The sequence below is a fragment of the Sodalis sp. RH14 genome (genome assembly GCF_047324285.1).
GTDB lineage: Bacteria > Pseudomonadota > Gammaproteobacteria > Enterobacterales > Enterobacteriaceae > Acerihabitans.
Genome location: NZ_CP178739.1, coordinates 5,290,118 through 5,309,999 on the forward strand (window position 1 = coordinate 5,290,118; position 19,882 = coordinate 5,309,999).

The 19,882-nt window shown below is 58.3% G+C and carries 17 protein-coding genes; 4 read left to right on the forward strand and 13 right to left on the reverse strand.

Annotation, left to right across the window (positions count from 1 at the left end; translation table 11 throughout):
- From glgX to asd, 3 genes are all read right to left on the reverse strand, one after another.
- The gene (gene glgX, locus ACL2XQ_RS24205) at positions 1 to 1,986 is read right to left on the reverse strand and encodes a glycogen debranching protein GlgX (RefSeq protein ID WP_413739771.1); all 1,986 of its coding nucleotides are present in this window, start codon (positions 1,984 to 1,986) and stop codon (positions 1 to 3) included.
- A complete protein-coding gene (gene glgB / locus ACL2XQ_RS24210; RefSeq protein WP_413721587.1) occupies positions 1,986 to 4,169 on the reverse strand; it encodes a 1,4-alpha-glucan branching enzyme in 2,184 nt (727 codons plus the stop codon). The genes glgX and glgB overlap by 1 nt, the downstream gene beginning before the upstream one ends.
- A 465-nt stretch (positions 4,170 to 4,634) precedes the next feature.
- Complete coding sequence (gene asd, locus ACL2XQ_RS24215; RefSeq protein ID WP_413739772.1) at positions 4,635 to 5,738, reverse strand: aspartate-semialdehyde dehydrogenase; 1,104 nt, start codon at positions 5,736 to 5,738, stop codon at positions 4,635 to 4,637.
- A 74-nt stretch (positions 5,739 to 5,812) separates the two neighbouring features.
- On the opposite strand from asd, the gene ACL2XQ_RS24220 reads away from it, so the two are divergent.
- Both ACL2XQ_RS24220 and ACL2XQ_RS24225 read left to right on the forward strand, forming a co-directional pair.
- Positions 5,813 to 5,950, forward strand: a complete 138-nt coding sequence (locus ACL2XQ_RS24220) for a hypothetical protein (protein WP_410013197.1) — start codon at positions 5,813 to 5,815, stop codon at positions 5,948 to 5,950.
- Entirely contained in the window at positions 5,947 to 6,540 is a 594-nt protein-coding gene (locus ACL2XQ_RS24225; protein WP_410013196.1) for a YhgN family NAAT transporter, read from the forward strand. The genes ACL2XQ_RS24220 and ACL2XQ_RS24225 overlap by 4 nt, the downstream gene beginning before the upstream one ends.
- Before the next feature lie 91 nt (positions 6,541 to 6,631).
- Here the strand turns inward: ACL2XQ_RS24225 and gntT are convergent, their stop codons facing one another.
- From gntT to pldB, 5 genes are all read right to left on the reverse strand, one after another.
- Positions 6,632 to 7,951, reverse strand: a complete 1,320-nt coding sequence (gene gntT / locus ACL2XQ_RS24230) for a gluconate transporter (RefSeq protein ID WP_410013195.1) — start codon at positions 7,949 to 7,951, stop codon at positions 6,632 to 6,634.
- 285 nt (positions 7,952 to 8,236) lie between these two features.
- Complete coding sequence (gntR, locus tag ACL2XQ_RS24235) at positions 8,237 to 9,232, reverse strand: gluconate operon transcriptional repressor GntR (RefSeq protein ID WP_410016706.1); 996 nt, start codon at positions 9,230 to 9,232, stop codon at positions 8,237 to 8,239.
- A gap of 320 nt (positions 9,233 to 9,552) precedes the next feature.
- Entirely contained in the window at positions 9,553 to 10,248 is a 696-nt protein-coding gene (locus ACL2XQ_RS24240) for a pirin family protein (RefSeq protein WP_410013194.1), read from the reverse strand.
- A gap of 198 nt (positions 10,249 to 10,446) precedes the next feature.
- Positions 10,447 to 11,244 (reverse strand): sugar/pyridoxal phosphate phosphatase YigL, encoded by a 798-nt coding sequence (gene yigL, locus ACL2XQ_RS24245; protein WP_413721589.1) that lies wholly within the window; start codon positions 11,242 to 11,244, stop codon positions 10,447 to 10,449.
- A 9-nt stretch (positions 11,245 to 11,253) separates the two neighbouring features.
- Positions 11,254 to 12,288, reverse strand: coding sequence for a lysophospholipase L2 (gene pldB, locus ACL2XQ_RS24250; protein WP_413733257.1), 1,035 nt, complete (start codon positions 12,286 to 12,288; stop codon positions 11,254 to 11,256).
- 149 nt (positions 12,289 to 12,437) lie between these two features.
- Here pldB and rhtB point away from each other — a divergent pair, with 149 nt between their 5' ends.
- Positions 12,438 to 13,055, forward strand: coding sequence for a homoserine/homoserine lactone efflux protein (gene rhtB, locus ACL2XQ_RS24255; RefSeq protein ID WP_410013191.1), 618 nt, complete (start codon positions 12,438 to 12,440; stop codon positions 13,053 to 13,055).
- On the opposite strand, the gene rhtC is transcribed toward rhtB, so the two are convergent.
- The 3 genes from rhtC to pldA all read right to left on the reverse strand — a co-directional run bounded on the left by rhtC (position 13,042) and on the right by pldA (position 16,573).
- A complete protein-coding gene (gene rhtC, locus ACL2XQ_RS24260) occupies positions 13,042 to 13,665 on the reverse strand; it encodes a threonine export protein RhtC (protein ID WP_413739773.1) in 624 nt (207 codons plus the stop codon). The two genes, rhtB and rhtC, sit on opposite strands and share 14 nt — an antisense overlap.
- A gap of 141 nt (positions 13,666 to 13,806) precedes the next feature.
- On the reverse strand, positions 13,807 to 15,639 hold the full coding sequence (recQ, locus tag ACL2XQ_RS24265; RefSeq protein ID WP_410013189.1) for an ATP-dependent DNA helicase RecQ: 1,833 nt from the start codon (positions 15,637 to 15,639) through the stop codon (positions 13,807 to 13,809).
- Between the two features lie 64 nt (positions 15,640 to 15,703).
- Positions 15,704 to 16,573, reverse strand: coding sequence for a phospholipase A (gene pldA / locus ACL2XQ_RS24270; protein ID WP_410013188.1), 870 nt, complete (start codon positions 16,571 to 16,573; stop codon positions 15,704 to 15,706).
- A gap of 268 nt (positions 16,574 to 16,841) precedes the next feature.
- On the opposite strand from pldA, the gene rarD reads away from it, so the two are divergent.
- Positions 16,842 to 17,780, forward strand: coding sequence for an EamA family transporter RarD (gene rarD, locus ACL2XQ_RS24275; protein ID WP_413731719.1), 939 nt, complete (start codon positions 16,842 to 16,844; stop codon positions 17,778 to 17,780).
- On the opposite strand, the gene ACL2XQ_RS24280 is transcribed toward rarD, so the two are convergent.
- Both ACL2XQ_RS24280 and corA read right to left on the reverse strand, forming a co-directional pair.
- Positions 17,718 to 18,773, reverse strand: coding sequence for an AbrB family transcriptional regulator (locus tag ACL2XQ_RS24280; protein ID WP_413739774.1), 1,056 nt, complete (start codon positions 18,771 to 18,773; stop codon positions 17,718 to 17,720). The two genes, rarD and ACL2XQ_RS24280, sit on opposite strands and share 63 nt — an antisense overlap.
- A 127-nt stretch (positions 18,774 to 18,900) precedes the next feature.
- On the reverse strand, positions 18,901 to 19,851 hold the full coding sequence (gene corA / locus ACL2XQ_RS24285) for a magnesium/cobalt transporter CorA (protein WP_410013185.1): 951 nt from the start codon (positions 19,849 to 19,851) through the stop codon (positions 18,901 to 18,903).
- Positions 19,852 to 19,882: the final 31 nt, after the last annotated feature.

Genomic DNA, 19,882 nt, shown 5'->3' on the forward strand with positions numbered 1-19,882 from the left:
TTATTGTTTTACCAGCACATTAACCGTACGGGCCGCCAGCGGTAAGCGGCGCTCCGGATCCGGTTGCCCTGGGCGCTGAAACGGTGCCGCCAGCGCCCATGTCCCTTCAGGTAAGGTCATTTCGCAGGCTTTTGTAGTGGCATTGATCACAAACAGGTAATCTCGTGACAGACGGATCTGCAATCGATGTTCTCCCCGCTCCCACTCCCCGGCGCTCAGCGCCTCGCCATGCTCGTTCAGCCATTCGACCGTTTGCGGGTCGCTTTCACGCCACCAGCGGTTCTCCATCAGGGCGGGAATACGCCGGCGCAGGCTGATAAGGTCGGCGGTATAACCTATCAGGCCGGCATCCGCGCGCGGCCAGTCCAGCCAGGTCAGTTCATTATCCTGGCAATAGGCGTTATTGTTGCCCTGCTGGCTATGGCCGAACTCGTCCCCCGCCAGGAGCATCGGCGTGCCCTGCGACAGCAGCAGCGTCGCCAGCAGCGCCTGCTGGCTGCGGCGGCGGCGCTCCCGGATATCCTGTCCGGCGTCGGGGCCCTCGACGCCGTGGTTGTCGCTATGGTTATCCCAGGCGCCGTCGCGGTTATCCTCGCCGTTGGCCTGGTTGTGTTTTTCGCTGAAGCTGACCAGGTCCTGCAGGGTAAAGCCATCATGGGCGGTCAGCATATTGACCGTGGCGCAGGGTAAGCGCCCGGTCGTGTTGAACAGGTCGCTGGACGCGGCAAAACGGCGGGCAAAATCTCCCGGCGCCAGGTCGCCGCGCAGCCAGAAGCGGCGCATATCGTCGCGAAAACGGTCGTTCCATTCCGCGAACGGCGGCGGGAAAGCGCCGATCTGATAACCGCCGGGGCCGATATCCCAAGGTTCGGCGATCAGTTTGCAGCCGTTAAGCGCCGGATGCTCCTGCAGCGCGGCGAATAGCCGCGCGCTGGCGTTGAATTCCGGCGTGCGCCCCAGCACCGTGCCTAAATCAAAACGAAAGCCGTCGACATGGCACGTCTCGCGCCAGAAGCGCAGGCAGTCCAGCACCCAGGCGGTAACATCGGGATTATCGAGGCGCAGCGTATTGCCGCAGCCGGTCCAGTTTTGATAATCCCCGCGTTCGTCCAGCCAATACCAGCCGGGGTTGTCGATGCCGCGCAGCGACAGCACGGGACCGGTCAAATCCAGCTCGGCGCTGTGGTTGAACACCACGTCGAGGATGACTTCGATACCGGCCTGGTGCAGGGCGCGCACCATGGCGCGAAACTCGTCCAGCGCCGACAGATCCTGATGGCCGCAGGCATAGCCCGGCTCGACCGCATAGGGCGCCAGCACGTTGTATCCCCAGTAATTGCGCAGCCCCAGGCGTTGCAAACGCGGTTCGTCCACGTGCTGCTGCACCGGCAGCAGCTCGACTGCGGTAATGCCCAGTTGCCGCAAATACCCCGTCATCAGCGGATGGGCCAGGCCGGCATAAGTGCCGCGCAGCCCCTGCGGGATCCCGGGATGCAGCCGGGTCAGTCCGCGCACATGGGCTTCATAAATTACCGTCTCGCCCCAGGGCGTCGCGGGCGGCGTATCGTCACGCCAATCATAGCGCTCATCCACCACCACGCTTTTCGGCGCCGCCGCGGCGCTGTCGGCCCCGTCCGGCGTGTCGCCCGGGTCATACAGCGACGGATGGTCGCCGACCGCGCCGTCAAGCGCGCGGGCGCAGGGATCGATCAACAGCTTGGCCGGATTAAAGCGCAGTCCCTTTCGCGGCTCAAACGGGCCCTGTACCCGATAGCCATAACGCTGGCCGGGGCCGGCGCCCGGCAGGTAGCCGTGCCAGATATTCCCGCTGCGCGCCGTCAATGCGATTTGCCGTTCATCGCCTTTGTCGTCGAACAGGCACAACAGCACGCGCTCGGCATGGGCCGAATACAGGCTGAAGTTGACGCCTTTGCCGTCAAATCGGGCTCCCATGGGGCTGGCTGAACCTGCGGACAGCGTCTCCATTAATTCTCCCGTACCAGGAAAATCGTCGCCAGCGGTGGTACGGTCAGTAGCAGCGAATGCTCCCGGTGATGACTGGAAACAGGTTCGCTGTACAGCTCGCCGCTATTGCCCATATTGCTGCCGTTATAATAATGGGAGTCGGTATTCAACACCTCGCGCCAACGTCCGGGGGACGGGATGCCGATGCGATAGCCGGGGCGCGGCACCGGGGTAAAGTTGCTGACCACGATCATTTCGCCGCCGCTGGCGTCGCGGCGCAGAAAAGCGAATACCGAGTTTTCGCTGTCGTCCGCCACCAGCCATTCAAAACCGTTATAGCGATAATCCACTTCATACAACGGCGCATGGGTGCGATAGCACTGGTTTAAGTCGCGCACCAGCCGCTGCACGCCGCTGTGCATGCCGTCCGGGTCGTCCAGCAGATGCCAGTCGAGACTCATGTCGTGGTTCCATTCACGCAGCTGCGCGAACTCGTTGCCCATAAACAGCAGTTTTTTACCGGGGTGTCCCCACATAAAACCGTAGTAGGCGCGCACGTTGGCGAATTTTTGCCACATATCGCCGGGCATGCGGTTCAGGATGGAGTGTTTGCCGTGCACGACTTCATCATGGGACAGCGGCAGCACGAAATTTTCGCTGTAGGCGTATACCATGCTGAACGTCATCTGGTGATGATGGTATTTGCGGTGAACCGGATCGAGCTGCATATATTTCAGCGTGTCGTTCATCCAGCCCATATTCCATTTGTAATGGAAACCGAGACCGCCGTTTTCCGGCGGCGCGGTCACGCCGGAAAATGAGGTGGATTCCTCGGCCACGGTAATGGCGCCGTCGCGCTGGGTGCCCACGGTATGGTTGGTATAGCGCAGGAAGGCTATCGCCTCGAGGTTCTCGTTGCCGCCATAATGGTTAGGCACCCATTGCCCCGCAGGACGGCTGTAGTCGCGATAGATCATCGAGGCCACCGCATCGACGCGTAAACCGTCGATACCGTATCTTTCCAGCCAAAATAGCGCATTACCCGCCAGGAAGTTGCGTACTTCGTTGCGGCCGTAGTTGTAGATCAGCGTATTCCAGTCCTGGTGCAGCCCTTCGCGCGGGTCGGCGTACTCATACAGCGACGTGCCGTCGAATTTCGCCAGGCCGAACTCGTCGCCAGGGAAATGGCCGGGCACCCAATCGAGCAACACGTTGATGCCCGCCCGGTGGGCGGCGTCAATCAGTACCCGGAAATCCTCGGGGGTGCCGAACCGGCGGGTGGGCGCATAGATGCCGAGCGGCTGGTAGCCCCAGCTGCCGTCAAAAGGGTGCTCGTTAATCGGCAGCAGCTCGATGTGGGTAAACCCCATATACTTGACGTAATCGACCAGTTGCTCCGCCAGTTCCAGGTAACTGAGCCAGAAATTATTGTCGGCGTGGCGCCGCCAGGATCCCAAATGCACTTCATAAATGGCAATCGGCTGGTTGAACGTATTGGCCGCGCTCCTGGCCGCGTCCGGCGCTATCACCGGCGGCAATCCCCGGGTCAGGGACGCGGTTTCCGGGCGCATTTGCGCCTCGAAGGCATAGGGGTCGGCCTTCAGGCGCGTTTGTCCGTGACAGTCGATGATTTCGTATTTGTACAGTTGGCCGACGGTGACGGAAGGCAGGAACAGTTCCCAAATGCCGTTTTCGCGCCGCTGGCGCATAGGATGCCGACGGCCGTCCCAATAATTAAACTCGCCCACCACCGATACCCGCTGGGCATTGGGCGCCCAAACGGCAAAACGCATGCCCGCCACCCCGTCCAGCTCGTCCGGGTGGGCGCCGAGACGTTCATAAGGACGTAAATGGGTGCCTTCCGCCAGTAGCCAGCTGTCGATATCCTGCAAGAGCGGTCCGAAACGGTACGGGTCCTCAATGATATAAGTATGCTCATGCCAGGTGACGGCCAATTGATAGGTAAAAGGTTTTTTACGCCGGCCTAATTGCGCCATAAACAAACCGCGGTCGTCTTCACAGGTTAATTCTGTGATCTTGCGCCCATTTTTTTTATCAATAAGCGTTACCGCGCTGGCATCCGGTAATAACGCGCGCACCACCAGCCCTTCGCTGGTCTGATGCATGCCTAATAATGAAAACGGATCGGCATACCGGCCGGAAACCAAAGCTGTAATGACCTCATGGTCGGGAAATCCTGACATGGTGTTATTCCTTTCATTACTCCATGAAATAAAACAATATTTCCAAAAAATTATCCGATGCTTACACCACCCCCATGGTTTCCCTAAGGCACGGGCGCCCGCGACGGCGGGACCGGCGCGGGTGCATAAAACGGTGCAGAGATTCGGGGTAGTATTGATTACATCTTATGCGCAATCATAGATCTCACAATAATAAGCATAGACAAAGGTTTAAAAGAAAGAATAACCTTAGCTGATGAAAATTTTAATTATCTAATAAGCTATTGAAATACTTTGAGTTAGAAAAAAAGATTCTTATATTAATCAGAGAAATATGAAATAGCGTCTTTACACAAAAGTTAAAAAAGTGAAATTTTGTCGCTCACTTATTTTTAACTTTGCTCAAGCGGCGCAAGGAAATAGGGGAGGCAATCGCGGCCCATCCGTCGCGAAACGGACGGGCTTTGTCGGCAGGGTGGTATCAGGTCAGGCCAGTAAGCGCAGCATGCGCCGCAATGGTTCCGCCGCACCCCATAACAATTGATCGCCCACGGTAAACGCCGACAGATATTCCGGCCCCATGTTCAGTTTACGCAACCGCCCGACCGGCGTTTTCAGGGTGCCGGTGACGGCGGCCGGCGTTAATTCCCGCATCGACAGCTCGCGATCGTTGGGCACCACATGCACCCAGTCATTATGGGTGGCAAGGATTTGCTCGATTTCCGGCAGGCCGACATCGCGTTTAAGCTTAATAGTAAACGCTTGGCTGTGGCAGCGCAGCGCGCCGACGCGCACGCACAGGCCATCCACCGGAATGACCCGGCGGGTATTGAGGATCTTATTGGTTTCAGCCTGGCCCTTCCACTCTTCACGGCTCTGGCCGTTGTCCAGCTGTTTGTCGATCCAGGGGATCAGGCTGCCGGCCAGCGGCACGCCGAAGTTATCGACAGGCAGGGTGCCGCTGCGGGTTAGCGTCGTCACTTTACGCTCGATATCCAGAATGGCCGAGGCCGGATCCTGCAACTCTTTCGCCACTTCATTATACAACTGGCCCATTTGCGCCAGCAGCTCGCGCATATGGCGCGCCCCGCCGCCGGAAGCGGCCTGGTAGGTGGCGACGGACACCCAGTCCACCAAATCCTGGGCGAACAGGCCGCCAAGCGACATCAACATCAGACTGACGGTGCAGTTGCCGCCGACAAAGGCCTTGACGCCGTCGTTCAGGCCCTGCTGGATCACCGCCTGGTTTACCGGGTCAAGAATGATAATGGCGTCATCCTGCATACGCAGCGAGGACGCCGCGTCGATCCAATATCCCTGCCAGCCGATTTCCTTAAGCTTAGGGTAGATTTCGTTGGTATAATCGCCGCCCTGACAGGTGACGATAATATCCAGGGCGCTCAGGGCGTCCAGGGAATAGGCATCCTGCAACGTCCCTTGCTGCCCGCCGAATACCGGCGCGGCCTGGCCTGGCTGGGAAGTTGAGAAGAATACCGGATGGATGGCGTCAAAATCGCGTTCTTCGTTCATGCGTTGCATGAGCACCGAACCGACCATACCGCGCCAGCCAATAAAACCAACGTTTTTCATGTTAACTGTCCTGCCTTGGAGGGTGACAAAGGATATTCTGGCGTCAGCCGCGGCAAAAACACGCCGGCTATACAATGACCACCTTACAAAATGTGGCCGAACAGCTGCAAGCGAAATTAATCGATAAGGAAAAGTTTTTCAGCAGTGACGCTAATAATCATCCCGGCTGGAGGAGTCAGGGGAAAAAACGGAAAAAAAAGAGGCAAAAATGACTGAAATGATTTCGGCAACCGTATTGCTGTTTTTAATAATGGATCCGCTGGGCAATTTACCGATTTTTATGTCGGTATTAAAACACCTTGAACCGAAACGGCGCCGCGCGATCGTGATCCGCGAGCTGTTAATCGCATTATTGCTGATGCTGCTGTTTTTGTTTGCCGGTGAAAAGATCCTCTCTTTTCTTAACCTGCGTTCGGAAACCGTGTCTATCTCCGGCGGCATCATTATGTTCCTGATTGCCATTAAAATGATTTTCCCGTCGCAAGAGGGCAACAGCAGCGGATTGCCGGCCGGCGAAGAGCCGTTCCTGGTGCCGCTGGCCATTCCGCTGGTGGCCGGGCCCTCGATTCTGGCCACCCTGATGCTGTTATCCCACCAGTATCCGCACCAGATTAATCATCTGGTGGTGGCATTGCTGATAGCCTGGGGCATGTCGGTGTTTATCCTGATGCAATCGTCGCTGTTTATACGGCTGCTGGGCGACAAAGGCGTCAACGCATTGGAAAGATTGATGGGGCTGCTGCTGGTGATGCTGTCCACGCAAATGTTCCTGGACGGCGTGCGGGTCTATTTGCGCAGTTGACGACGTGGCCGTCAGCATAAAAACAGGGGCGCGTGATGCGCCCCTGCGATTGCTGATATCCCCCGCAGCGGCATGCCGCGGGCGGTATGGGTTAAGAAATGGCCATATTCATCAGCAGGCAACCTATCAGGCCGCAGACCGAAATAATGGTTTCCAGCGCCGACCAGGATTTGATGGTTTCCAGAATGGTCAGGTTGAAATATTCCTTGAACAGCCAGAAGCCCGGATCGTTGACGTGGGAGAAAATGACGCTGCCGGACCCGACGGCGATGACCATCAGTTCGGGGCTGGCGCCGGTGGTGGCGATCAGCGGCGCGGCGATGCCGCCGGCGGTGATGGCGGCGACCGTGGCGGAGCCGAGGGCGACACGCAGTACGGCGGCGATGCTCCAGGCCAGCAGTAACGGCGAAATGGTGCTGCCTTCCATCAGCGAGGCAATATAAGTACCGACGCCGCTATCCACCAGAACCTGCTTGAATGCGCCGCCGCCGCCGATAATCAGCAGGATCATGGCGATAATCTTGATGGAATCGCTGATGGTGTCCATAACCTGCTGCACGCTGCGGCCACGGTTGATGCCGAAGGTGAAGATGGCGATAAGCACCGAAATCAGGGTTGCCATGATCGGATCGCCAAAGAATTCGGCGTAAGGCAGGATGGGATGCCCGGCGGGCAGCACCATCTCAGCCACGGCGCGCAGCGCCATCAGCACCACGGGGACCAGCGCGGTCCAGACGCTGACCGCGAAGCTCGGCATTTCCTGTTCGGTAAAGATTTTCGGATTGTACAGACCTTCAGGCACCGGCTTATCGATCCCTTTCAGGAACCGGCTGTAGACCGGCCCGGCCAGGATCACCGTGGGCACCGCCAGAATGGCGCCGTACAGCAGGGTCTTGCCCATATCCGCATGGAAAATGGTGGCGATGGCGGTCGGCCCCGGATGCGGCGGCAGGAAACCATGGGTTACCGATAGCGCGGCCGCCATCGGTACGCCGACATACAGCAGCGGAATGCGCGCCGTCGCGGCCAGGCTGAACACCAGCGGCAGCATCAGGACAAAGCCTATCTCATAAAACAGGGCAAAACCCACGGTAAAACCGGTGACCACCACGGCCCACTGGATATTCTGCTTGCCGAATTTATCGATAAGGGTAGTGGCGATACGCTGCGCGCCGCCACAATCCGCCAGCAGCTTACCCAGCATGGCGCCAAAACCGATAATCAGCGCCAGGCTGCCCAAGGTGCCGCCGACACCGTTCTTGATGGATACCAATACCTTGCTGACCGGCATTCCCTCAAGCACGCCGACAATCAACGCCACCAGAATTAAAGCGATAAAACCATTCAGTTTAAAACGAATCATCAGCAACAGCAGCAACGCCACGCCGATAGCAACGATAAAGAGCGGCATAAAAAGTCCTCAATGGCTTTTTTCCCGGCAAGGATTTGGAATACCTTGCCTTCGAGTAGTTATGCATTTGGGTTAGTGATGTGCAAGTCGGGGATATTCCCCGGCCAACCGTAAGAGCATAGTGTGTATCGTGATGTTACCGGTATCATGATACGGGTAACATCACGATAAGGAATCCACCTGCGGGACTAAATTAACGTTTTGGGAGGTAGATCATAATTATGATGAGATAAAATGACGTAACGATGAACTTCACGGCGCGTGGGGAGAGGTTAAGGCGGAAATTCAGATGCTGTCACCTGGCAATAAGGTAAAACCGACGTCCGTTTTTAGCGGATCAACCGTTTCGCCGCGCAGGCGGGCCAGGAGCTTTTCGGCGCTCAGGCGGCCCATTTCCTCACGGGGCGTGAGCACGCTGGCGAGCCGCGGCTGCATCGCCTGGCCGACATCGTGACCGTGGAAGCCGGCGATAGCCATATCCTCGGGGATACGCAGCCCCTGGCGCTGGCATTCAAATACCGCGCCGATGGCCAGGTCATCGTTGGTGCAAACGATACTGTCCATGACGGGATATTCACGCTGGGCCTGGCGTAACAGCTCGGCGCCGGTGGAGTAAGAGGACGATTCGGTAATCATGACGCTGTGGGCCCGTAGTCCCTGCTCCGCCATCGCCTGCTCATAACCCCGCTGCTTAATGATGGTGCGCTCATCGAGGCGTGCGCCGAAATACACCACATGCCGGTGCCCGCGCGCAATGATATGCAGGGTCATTTGCCGCGCCGCCTCGAAGTTATCGAAGCCCACCGCGATATCCAGGCAAGGGGAAACGCTGTCCATGATTTCCACCACCGGGATGCCGGCCACTTCGATCATCTTCAGGGTGCGCGGCGTGTGGGTGCGCTCGGCTAGGATCAGGCCGTCGATGTTATAGCTCAGCAGCGAGGTCAGGCGTAATTCTTCAGTTTCGGGCTGGTAGCCGTAGTGGGCCAGCATGGTCTGGTAGCCGTGGGCGTCGGTGACCGTTTCGATGCCGCGCAGCACTTCGGCGAATACCTGGTTGGTCAGGGAAGGCAGCAGCACGCCGATAGCCCGGCTGGTGGCATTGGAAAGGATATCCGGCGCCCGGTTGGGAATGTAACCCAATTCATCCAGGGAATGGGCTATTTTCAGCTGCAATGCCTCCGATACCAGCGCCGGATTGCGCAAATAGCGGCTGACCGTCATTTTAGTGACGCCGACTTTATCGGCAACGTCCTGAAGTCCCGGTCTTTTTTTCTTGATTGGCGACATGACAGCTCCTACCTGGAATGGACGGAGTTTAGCAAAAAAAAGACGCGGCGAGTATGTTTATCCGGCGGCGCAGTCCCCAGGCATAAAAAAGCGGGCCGTGGCCCGCTTCAGACTGCTGACAAACTCGCCCATAAGCGTGAAGCGGGTATGTTGGGCATGGAGAGTAACGCGTAGCGCGCCAGGGATGGCGCGCCCGAGCCTACATGGACGTATTTACGGCGTCGTTACGAGCTTGTCCGGCATACCCGCTGGCAAGGTTTGGTCATTCAATTCAAGCGGGCCGTGGCCCGCTTGCTGTCACTCATGCGCTATCACACCGGCGGCAGGTCGAATACCAGGATTTCGCTGTCCGGCCCCGCCTTGAGGGTCAGTACGGTTTCGTCCCAAACGGCGAGCGCATCGCTGGCGCCGGCCCGCTGGCCGTTGATATCCAGTTCACCGCGCACCACCTGGATCCAGACACGCCGTCCCGGCGCCACGTCCAGCGTTTCCTGCTGGCCGGCGGGCAACGCCCAGCGCGACAGGGTCATATCCTGGAACACCTTCAGCGAACCCTCGCGCGCATCCGGCGAGAGCACCAGCTGACGGCCCTGCGGGGCATCAAAACGGCGCTGCTCATAACGCGGCGTCAGGCCGGTTTGCTGCGGGATAATCCAGATTTGGTATAAATGCAGCGCCTTATCGTCACGTCCGTTATATTCGGAATGGCGTATCCCGGTGCCGGCGCTCATGATCTGGAATTCCCCGGCATGGATTTGTTCTTTATTACCCATGCTGTCCTGATGTTCCACCGTACCGTCCAGCACATAGGTCAGAATTTCCATATCCTTATGGGGATGGGTACCGAAACCCTGGCCTTGCGCGATGCGGTCTTCGTTAATCACCCGCAGCGCGGAAAAACCCATGAATTTGGCGTCATAATAGTCGGCAAAAGAAAAGGTATGCCAGCTGTCGAGCCACCCATGGTTAGCATGACCGCGATCGTTTGCTGCTCTTAAGTAAATCATGTTCAACTCTCCTCAACGTTTTTTTCTAGTCTAGACTTACGCCGGGAATATAAAAGGGTAAAAATCTCATCGCTCTGTTCAAAAAAACTGAACATAGAGTCTGGCCGCATTCAGCGGTTTTGCGCATGGGGGGGACGGCGGGAATACAGATAAAAAAGCCGGCGTCAGAGCCGGCTTAAAAACGACTGGAAGCAATTTTCACAAAAACATGTTGCGCAGAAAGCGCGGCACCGACTCATCGGCATTGGTGCCGATGATCTCCAGCTCCGGCAGAAGATCTTTCAGGCGCTGCTGCGAATTTTTCATGATGCAGCCCTTGCCGGCCATGGCAAGCATTTCTTTATCATTCATGCCGTCGCCAAACGAAATACAGTCGGATAAGGCAAACCCCAGCGTTTTCGCCACCTGATCCAACGCATGCCCCTTGGAGACGCCGCCGGCCATCACTTCCAGGCATACCGGCAACGAAAAACTGACGTTGACCCGATCTCCCCAGCGCGCATTCAACGCATTTTCCAGCGCCACCAGCCGTTCATGGTTGTCGCTGGTGTAATACACCTTGCAGATACCGTCGGTAGGCAGCATCCCCGGTTCGAACAGTTGGTAGTTAAATTCGGACTCGCGGAAAAAGTCCTGTTGATCTAACCGGTTACGATTCATATACCAGTCATCGCGGCGATAGACGTTGGTGAGGATTTCCGGATCGTCGTGCACCAGGCCGAACAGATCGGCGGCGATATCTTCGTCCACGTCATGGGCAAAAATCATCTCGCCGTCAGGACTATGTACCCGCGCGCCGTTGGAGGTGATCATATAGGCTGAAATACCGAGGCCGTCGCGAATTTGGGAAACATCAATATGATGACGGCCGGTGGCAAAGACAAAGTTGATGCCCCGGGCGGTCAGCAGCTGCAAGGTTTCCTTGGTGTAAGGTTTGAGAGTATGGTCCGGCGCAAGCAGGGTACCGTCAAGATCGGAAGCAACAACGTAATACATAAGCCTTTATTAAACCTCTGGTGTTATCGGCGGTTGATCACCGCCGGGAATAAAGTGATCGCAGCTAAAAAACGCGACAATTTTCTCCAGCGCCTCGGCGCGCAGGCTGTCTTTTTCAAACAGGATTTCATGTCTGGCGCCTTCGATCCTGACCGGTTTATTTTCCGCGCACGGATGTCCCGCCGCCGCCATGGCCTGGCAAAAAATATCGTGGCTGCGGTTATCGACAATCCGGTCTTCCCCGGCCTGCAGCAGCAATACCGGAGTGGTGATGGCGGCGGCCTTGGCCAGCACGTCATGACCCGCCAACACCCCTTCCCTGACCCAATGATAGGTCGGTCCGCCGACCCGCAATTCAGGATCGTCAGCGTAAAAACGCAAACTGCGCCGGTAGCGCTGGCCGCTGTGCGTCAGCATATTGAGCATAAACGGCATAGGCCGCCACTGACCGGTGCCGATGGCATAATAGTCGCGCATGGCCGGGCGTTGCTCGGTCCACTCCAGGATTTGCCAGGCCAGCCAGTGCGGCATCGGCAGGCGGATGCCGAACATGGGCGCGCAGAGCACCGCGGCGTCGCAGGCGTCCGGCATTGCCGCCAGAAACAGGGCCAGAATCGCCCCGCCCATGGAATGCGCCAGGGCAAAACGGCGTTTATAGCGCCCGGGAGCCACATACTGCTGCCAGAACTGGGTAAAATCGCTGACGTAATCGCCAAACTGCAGCACATGCCCGCGGTGGGTATCTTCGAGCAGGCGGCCGGAACGCCCCTGGCCGCGGTGATCGATAATCATCACGTCGTAGCCGCAGTGAAAAAGATCGTAGGCCACCTCAGGGTATTTTACGTAGCTTTCAATACGCCCGGTGCTGATGACGATGACTTTATCGTGCCGGGGCGAGCGCAGACGGACAAAGCGAATCGGCATGCCCTGCGCCCCGACAAACTCGCCCTCTTCCCGTTGATGCCAGAAATCCAGTAACGGACCGGTGGAAAAGGCGGCAAACTGTTGTTCGCGGTTTAACCATTTTTTTTTATGTACCGACACCACCTGCGCTACTCCTGGCACTGGCAAAACACGGGGCAGTTGAGACTGTCCTGCGCGCTGGAAAATCATTGCCGTCCTGGCGGGGAAAAGGCTACTCTACCCTATCGACATAGTGTGACATAAAAATAACATTTCAGGGAGCGCAATTAATGACCTGGGACTGGTGGCTGACCTATCTGCTCACGACCACCCTGTTGAGTCTGTCGCCCGGCTCAGGGGCGATTAACACCATGAGCACCGGCATCAGCCACGGTTATCGCGGCGCGGCGGCGTCCATCGCCGGCCTGCAGGTCGGGCTGGCCACGCATATCGTGCTGGTGGGCATCGGATTGGGGGCATTGTTCGCCCATTCGCTGTTGGCGTTTGAAATCCTGAAATGGCTGGGGGTGGCTTACCTGGTCTGGCTCGGCATCCAGCAATGGCGCGCCGCCGGCAGTTTCAGCCTGGACGTGTCGGGGGCCGCCCTGCTGTCCAGACGCCGGTTATTTCAACGGGCGGTTTTCGTTAACCTGACCAACCCGAAAAGCATCGTCTTCCTGGCCGCGCTGTTCCCGCAGTTCGTGCTGCCGCACCAACCGCAGGCATCCCAGTACCTGGTGCTCGGCGTCACCACCCTGGCGGTGGATACTATCGTGATGATTGGCTACGCGACCCTGGCGACCCGCCTGGCGCATTGGCTTAAGGGGCCGCGCCAGCTGCGGCGTCTTAACCGCACCTTTGGGTCGCTGTTTATCATGGTCGGCGCGCTGCTGGCTAGCGCGAAATAATCAGGCTGATGCCGAAGCCGGCAAAAAATACGCCCGCCACGCCGTCAATCCAGCGCGCCAGGCGCTGGTAGCCGCGGCGCATGGCCGGTAAGGCAAACACCACCGCCACGATGCTGAACCACATCAGGGTTTCGGCGATGATCAGGATAAATAAGCCCCAGCGCGCCCCGGCCGGCACATTATCGCCGACAAACAGGGAGAACACGCTGCCGAAATAGATCACCGCCTTGGGATTAGCCAGATTGGTCAGCAGGCCGCGCACAAAGGTGCGGCCTGAACGCGGTAACGCGGCGGCCGGATGGCCGTCCATCTGCGGCGCGGCCGGACGCCGGGCCGCGCGCAGCAGCTGCCACCCCATCCAGCACAGGTAAAGCCCGCCGCCGACGGTGATCATGCTGTGCAGCCACTTCATCTTCATCAGCAACAGGTGCAGGCCCATCAGCGCCACGGCGGCCCATACCGCCACGCCCAGGCTAATGCCCAGCACGCCCATCATGGCGTCGCGGCGCGAACGGCTGGCCGCAGTCTGGGAGATAAAGAAAAAATCCGGACCCGGGCTCATCAGGGCAATCAAATGCACCATGGCCACGGTAACAAATAAAATTAACATCAGTGGACGCTCCTGGTAACGGTTGCCGACCCGGCAACCGGTTCACTGCTTGCATAAAACCCTTGGTTAACGCTGGTCCCGCTTCACCCCGGCCGCCGCGCCGGACGCGGATAACGGCATACGGCTGTGCACGGCCGGCCCCTATAGGGGGTCGTCATCAACCAGATGTTCGCGGATCATGGTAAGGAACGGCATACCGAAGCGATCGAGTTTACGATTGCCGACGCCGTTCACCCGCAGCATGTCCCCGGGCGTCACCGGCAGCTGTTCGGCCATTTCCAGCAGCGTCGCGTCGTTAAATACCACGTACGGCGGCACGTTGGCCTCATCCGCCAGGGATTTGCGCAGCTTGCGCAGCTTGGCGAACAGCTGGCGGTCATAATTGCCGCCGTAGGTTTTCGGCGCGGTGCTGCGCGCCTTAAGGTTGGGCAGCCGCGGCTCGGCCAGCATCAGCGGCACTTCGCCGCGTAACACCGGACGCGCCGACTCGGTCAGCTGCAGCGCCGAATGCTGGGTAATGTTCTGGCTGACCAGCCCAAGATGGATAAGCTGGCGCAGCACGCTGACCCAGTGCTCGTTGGTGCGGTCGCGGCCGATGCCGTACACCGGCAGTTTATCATGGGCGTAGTCGCGGATGCGCTGGCTATTGGCGCCGCGCAATACTTCGACGATATACCCCATGCCGAAACGCTGGCCCACCCGATAAATACAGGACAGCGCCTTGCGCGCTTCCTCCAGCCCATCGTAGCGCTTGGGAGGATCGAGGCAAATATCGCAGTTGCCGCAGGGCTGTTGGCGCCCCTCGCCAAAATAATTCAGCAACACCAGGCGGCGACAGGTCTGCGCCTCGGCGAACGCGCCCATGGCGTTAAGCTTATGGCGCTCGATATCCTGCTGCTCGCCGGGGGCCTTTTCTTCCAGGCACCGGCGCAGCCAGGCCATATCCGCCGGATCGTAAAACAAAATGGCCTCGGCGGGCAAGCCGTCGCGGCCGGCGCGGCCGGTTTCCTGGTAATAGGACTCGATATTGCGCGGGATATCAAAATGCAGCACAAACCGCACGTTGGGCTTGTTGATGCCCATGCCGAAGGCGACGGTCGCCACCACCACCTGCAGATCGTCGCGCTGGAACGCTTCCTGCACCTGCCCGCGCCGGTCATTGCTCAGGCCGGCATGATAAGCGTCGGCGCTCACCCCGCGGCTTTGCAGGCGCGCGCTGACGTCCTCCACCTTGGCGCGGCTGTTGCAATAGATAATGCCGCACTTGCCGCGCTGGCCCTGCACATAGTGCCAAAGCTGCTCGAAGGGTTTATATTTTTCCACCAGGGTATAGCGGATATTGGGGCGATCGAAACTGCTGATTTGGATTAGCGGGTCGCGCAGGTCCAGCAGGCGCACAATATCAAGACGGGTGGTTTCGTCCGCCGTGGCGGTGAGCGCGATAAACGGCAGGCCGGGGAAATGCCGCTTGATTTGCCCCAGGGTGCGGTATTCCGGGCGGAAATCATGCCCCCACTGCGAGATGCAGTGCGCTTCGTCCACCGCAATCATCGCCGGATGCCACGTGAGTAGCTGCTCCAGCATATTGTCCATCATCAGGCGTTCCGGCGCGATATAGAGCAGCTTGATGCGGCCATCGCGGCAGCCGGTCATCACTTCATGCTGCTGTTCGCGGGTTTGCGTTGAATTCAGGCATCCCGCGGCCACGCCGTAGGCCAGCAGTTGATCCACCTGATCCTTCATCAGGGAAATCAGGGGCGACACCACGATAGTCAACCCGTCCATCACCAGCGCCGGAATCTGGTAGCACAAGGATTTGCCGCCGCCGGTCGGCATGACCGCCAGGCAATCCCTGCCGCTCATCACGGCGTTGATCAGCGCTTGCTGACCCGGGCGGAACTGCTGGTAGCCGAAGGTATCATGCAGTATCTGCTCCGCCAGCGCTTCCCGATCTATTACAGCCACCGTTGACACATCTTCCCCAATTTATTACGTTCATGCGCCGGACATTCCGGCGCCTGTAAGGATACCTGCCGGCTTACATAAAGTCGTTAAGCATAAAACCGACCCCGACGCGGGTTTGCCGGTGATCATAATCGATGAGCGACTCGCCGTACCCGCTGAATACCTGGGTATAAAAGCGCACATGGCGGGAAATGGGATAACTCCAGCCCAGTTGGCCGCTGCCGTAGCCGCTGTTCCAGTTGTAGTGGCTTTCAACGCTGAACACGCTTTCACCCCACGCATAGCCTATCTTGAGCCGATAATAACCCAAATACTTGGTGATATCAGGGTTGTCATCGGTGCTACCGAAGGTAAACCAGGGCTTCACTTCCACCTGCCAGTTGCCGTTTTGCGCCATCAGGCGGGTGTAGGCGCGGTCCCAGCTGCGCGAGGTGGGGTCGGATCTGCCGTTGGACTGATGATTGACGCCGACTTCGATATCGCGCAGGGTCCAGCCGGCAAAATCATAATCCGTTGCCCAGCCGAGGAACAGCTGGGGTTCATAATTCGTTTCACGAAACGGCGACGATTCGTCGGTATTGGACGTCTGCCAAAAGGAATGCTGGGTATAGGACGCGCCCAATACGGAATTATCCCCGGCGATGCCGCGCCACAGCGGGAAGCCCAGGCTCAGCTGGAAGTCCAGTTCGTCGCGGCGGGCGCCATCGGCCCAGTCATAGGATTTAATGGCTTCTTTGTTAATATCGCTGGTATAGGTGTACATGACGAAATTGCTTTCATACGGATACAGCACAAAAGCATTATCATGCTCCTGCAGCATATTAGCGATAATACTGCCCCTGACAGCCGGCGCGTCGTGGATTTTAACCACCGTCGCTTCTTGTGCATTCGCAAACGTCGTTGATCCTAAAAAGAAAACAGCGGCTCCCAACAGCTTACGCATATATTTTTCTCCGAAGTGCGCAATGTAAGAATGCATAAAACCCATGCAAGCGGATCATTTTACACACTATCAACTATTTCTTTTAGCGAATTACACACTATTCGTACATGCATGTAAGCGATCGCTTGCACTTAAAATCCTATGGCTGCCGCCTGCGGCGCCCTATCAACGCCTGCGCCGCGGGAAGGCGCCGGCGATGATCCGCAGGTGAATAAGTCATAACTTTCGCTTATACTGGCCAGCTTATTTTTGCTAACCAGGTTAACCCATGAATGAAACATCCACGCGCCAGGGCGTGCTATGCGCGCTGGGCGCGTATCTTATCTGGGGGTTGGCGCCGGCGTATTTCAAACTGATCCAACAGGTTCCCGCCACGGAAATCCTTACCCACCGCATTATCTGGTCGGTTTTTTTTATGCTGGCGTTGCTGACCCTGTGCCGTAAATGGCGGCAGGTGCGCGAGGTATGCCGCCGTCCCAAGGCGCTGCTGCTGGGCGTGACGTCATTGCTGGTGGGCAGCAATTGGCTGCTGTATATCTGGGCGGTTAATCATCACCATATGCTGGAAGCCAGCCTGGGCTATTTTATCAATCCGCTGGTCAATATATTGCTGGGGATGGTATTTCTCGGCGAGCGCTTTCGCAAATTGCAGTGGCTGGCGGTAGGCCTGGCCATCTGCGGCGTGCTGATACAGCTGTGGAAATTCGGCTCGCTGCCCTGGATTGCCCTGGGCCTGGCCTTCAGCTTTGCGTTTTACGGCCTGCTGCGCAAAAAACTGGGCGTCGACCCGCAGACCGGCATGCTGATCGAAACGCTCTGGCTGCTGCCGGCGGGCGCCTGGTATCTCTTTATCTTCGCCGACAGTCCCACCAGCCATTTGAGCGCCAATCCGTGGCAGCTCAATATGCTGCTGGTGGCGGCGGGCATTATCACCACCATACCGCTGCTGCTGTTTGCCGCCGCCGCCAACAATCTGCGCCTCTCGACGCTGGGCTTTTTCCAGTATCTCGGCCCGACGCTGATGTTCCTGCTGGCGGTGGTGTTTTACGGCGAAGCCATGACGGAGGACAAGCTGTTCGCCTTTGGATTTATCTGGCTGGCGCTGGCGGTGTTTATCTTTGACGCGGCGCTCACGCAGCAAAAATCACGTCATGGGCGGCACGGCGTGGCGGGAGATAAAGCGCGCCATGGCCGGGCCGATCAATAAAATCGAGAACAGCCGCAGGCTTTGCATCGCCATGACAAAACCGATATCGGCGTGGCTGCCCGCGGCGATAATCGCCACGGTATCCAGCCCGCCGGGGCTGGTGGCGAGATAGGCGGTGAGCAGATCCACCGGCAGCACCAGCGTCAGCACCCAGGCCATAAACCCGCATAACAGAATTAATCCCACGATGGACGCCACCATCTGCGGCAGCGTTTTTAACGCCAGCATCACAATGGCGGGGGTAAAGCGTAGCCCGACGGTCCAGCCGATAAACGCATAGGCCAGCGCCAGCAGCCATTCCGGCACCTGCATCGTCAGCGTGCCGGTGATGTGCAGGGCGGCGCCGGCCAGCATAGGAATCAGCAGCGCGCCGGCGGGAATATGCAGTTTCCGCCCCAGCCAGGCGCCGGCGACGGCAATGGCCAGGGTGGCGGCAAAACGGTAATCGAGCGCCGGAAACCATATTACGCCCGCCGCCGCGACACCCTGTTCCCCCATGCTGATATGCGCCACCAGGGCCGCCGCCGCCGCCACAAACAGTACGCGCAGATACTGCATGAACGCCACCAGCCGCACATCCGCGCCGAACTCCCCCGCCATGGCCACCATCGCCGACGCCCCGCCCGGAGACGCGCCCCAGGCCCCGGTAGGGCCAGGCAGGCTGCTAAACCGCACCAGAAGCCAGCCCGACAGGCCGCTGGCCAACAGGGTCAGCGCCAGCACAATCAGCACCAGCAGCCAGTCGGAGATGAGGACATGCAGGATCGTGGGCGAGAGGGTCAGGGCTATCATGCAGCCCAGAACCGCCTGGCAGCCGACAAAAATGCGCGGGGGAATATCAATGGTGGCGCCGCAGAGCGCCATGACCACCCCCACCAGCATCGGTCCCATCAGCAGGGCGGCCGGGAAGTGGAAATATTGCAGGGTAAATCCCAGGGACAGCGAGCAAAACAGCAACACGGCCCATTGGGCGGTAAGCGGCAAATGTTTCATCGGCAACGTTCGCAACGTTTATCAGGTGCGCTAAAGCAGGATGTTTTAGCCAGGCCATCCTGTTTTATCATATTCGCCCGGCGGGGCAATCATTTATCGTACAATAATATCCGTTGAACCGCCGCCGCTATAGCCAGTTCTTGCGCTTAAAGTAGAGATAAGGCGCCAGTCCCGCCAGGATCATCAGACCGATGGCGCCGGGATAACCAAACGACCATTTCAGCTCGGGCATAAAGGTGAAATTCATGCCGTAGCTGGAGGCCACCAGGGTAGGCGGCAGGAACACCACCGAGACCACCGAGAAAATTTTGATAATGCGGTTTTGCTCGATATTGATAAACCCCATCGCCGCCTGCATCAGGAAGTTCACCTTCTGGAACAGCGATTCGTTATGGGGCAGCAGGGACTCGATATCGCGCAGGATTTCCCGCGCCTGCTCCAGCTGTCCCGACGGCAGCCGCGCCTTGCGCACCAGGAAGTTGAGGGCGCGCTGGGTATCCATAAGGCACAGCCGTACCTTCCAGCCGACGTCTTCCAGCTCCGCCAGGGTGGAAAGCGCCTCGTCGTACTCGTCGCCCTGGTGCCCTTCCATAATAACCAGGCTCAAAGCTTCCAGGTCGCTGTAGATATTTTCTATTTCGTCGGCCAACTGCTCGATTTTCGTTTCAAACAGATCCAGCAGCAGCTCGTAGGCGTTGCCGTCGGTAAGCCGCTGGCTGCGGGCGCGCATGCGGTAGAGGCGGAATGCGGGCAGCTCCCGCTCGCGCAGGGTATAGAGGCGCCCGTCGCGGATGGTGAACGCCACGGTGGCGTTGCCGGCGTGATCTTCGGCGTCCTCGTAAAAAAAGAAGGAGTGGATATGCAGCCCGTCTTCGTCTTCGAAAAAACGCGCCGACGCCTCAATATCCTCCAGGTCCAGCCGGGTCGCCAGGCTTTGGCCCAGCTCATCCTGCACCCGGTCCCGCTCATCGTTGCCGGGTTCAATCAGATCCACCCAGACGGAATCAGCTAACCTGTCGGCTTCATCCAGCTCAAGGCGGGACAAGCGATTGTGATCCAATTTAAACGCGTTAAGCATACGCCATAGCTTCCTTAGCGGTGACAATCGG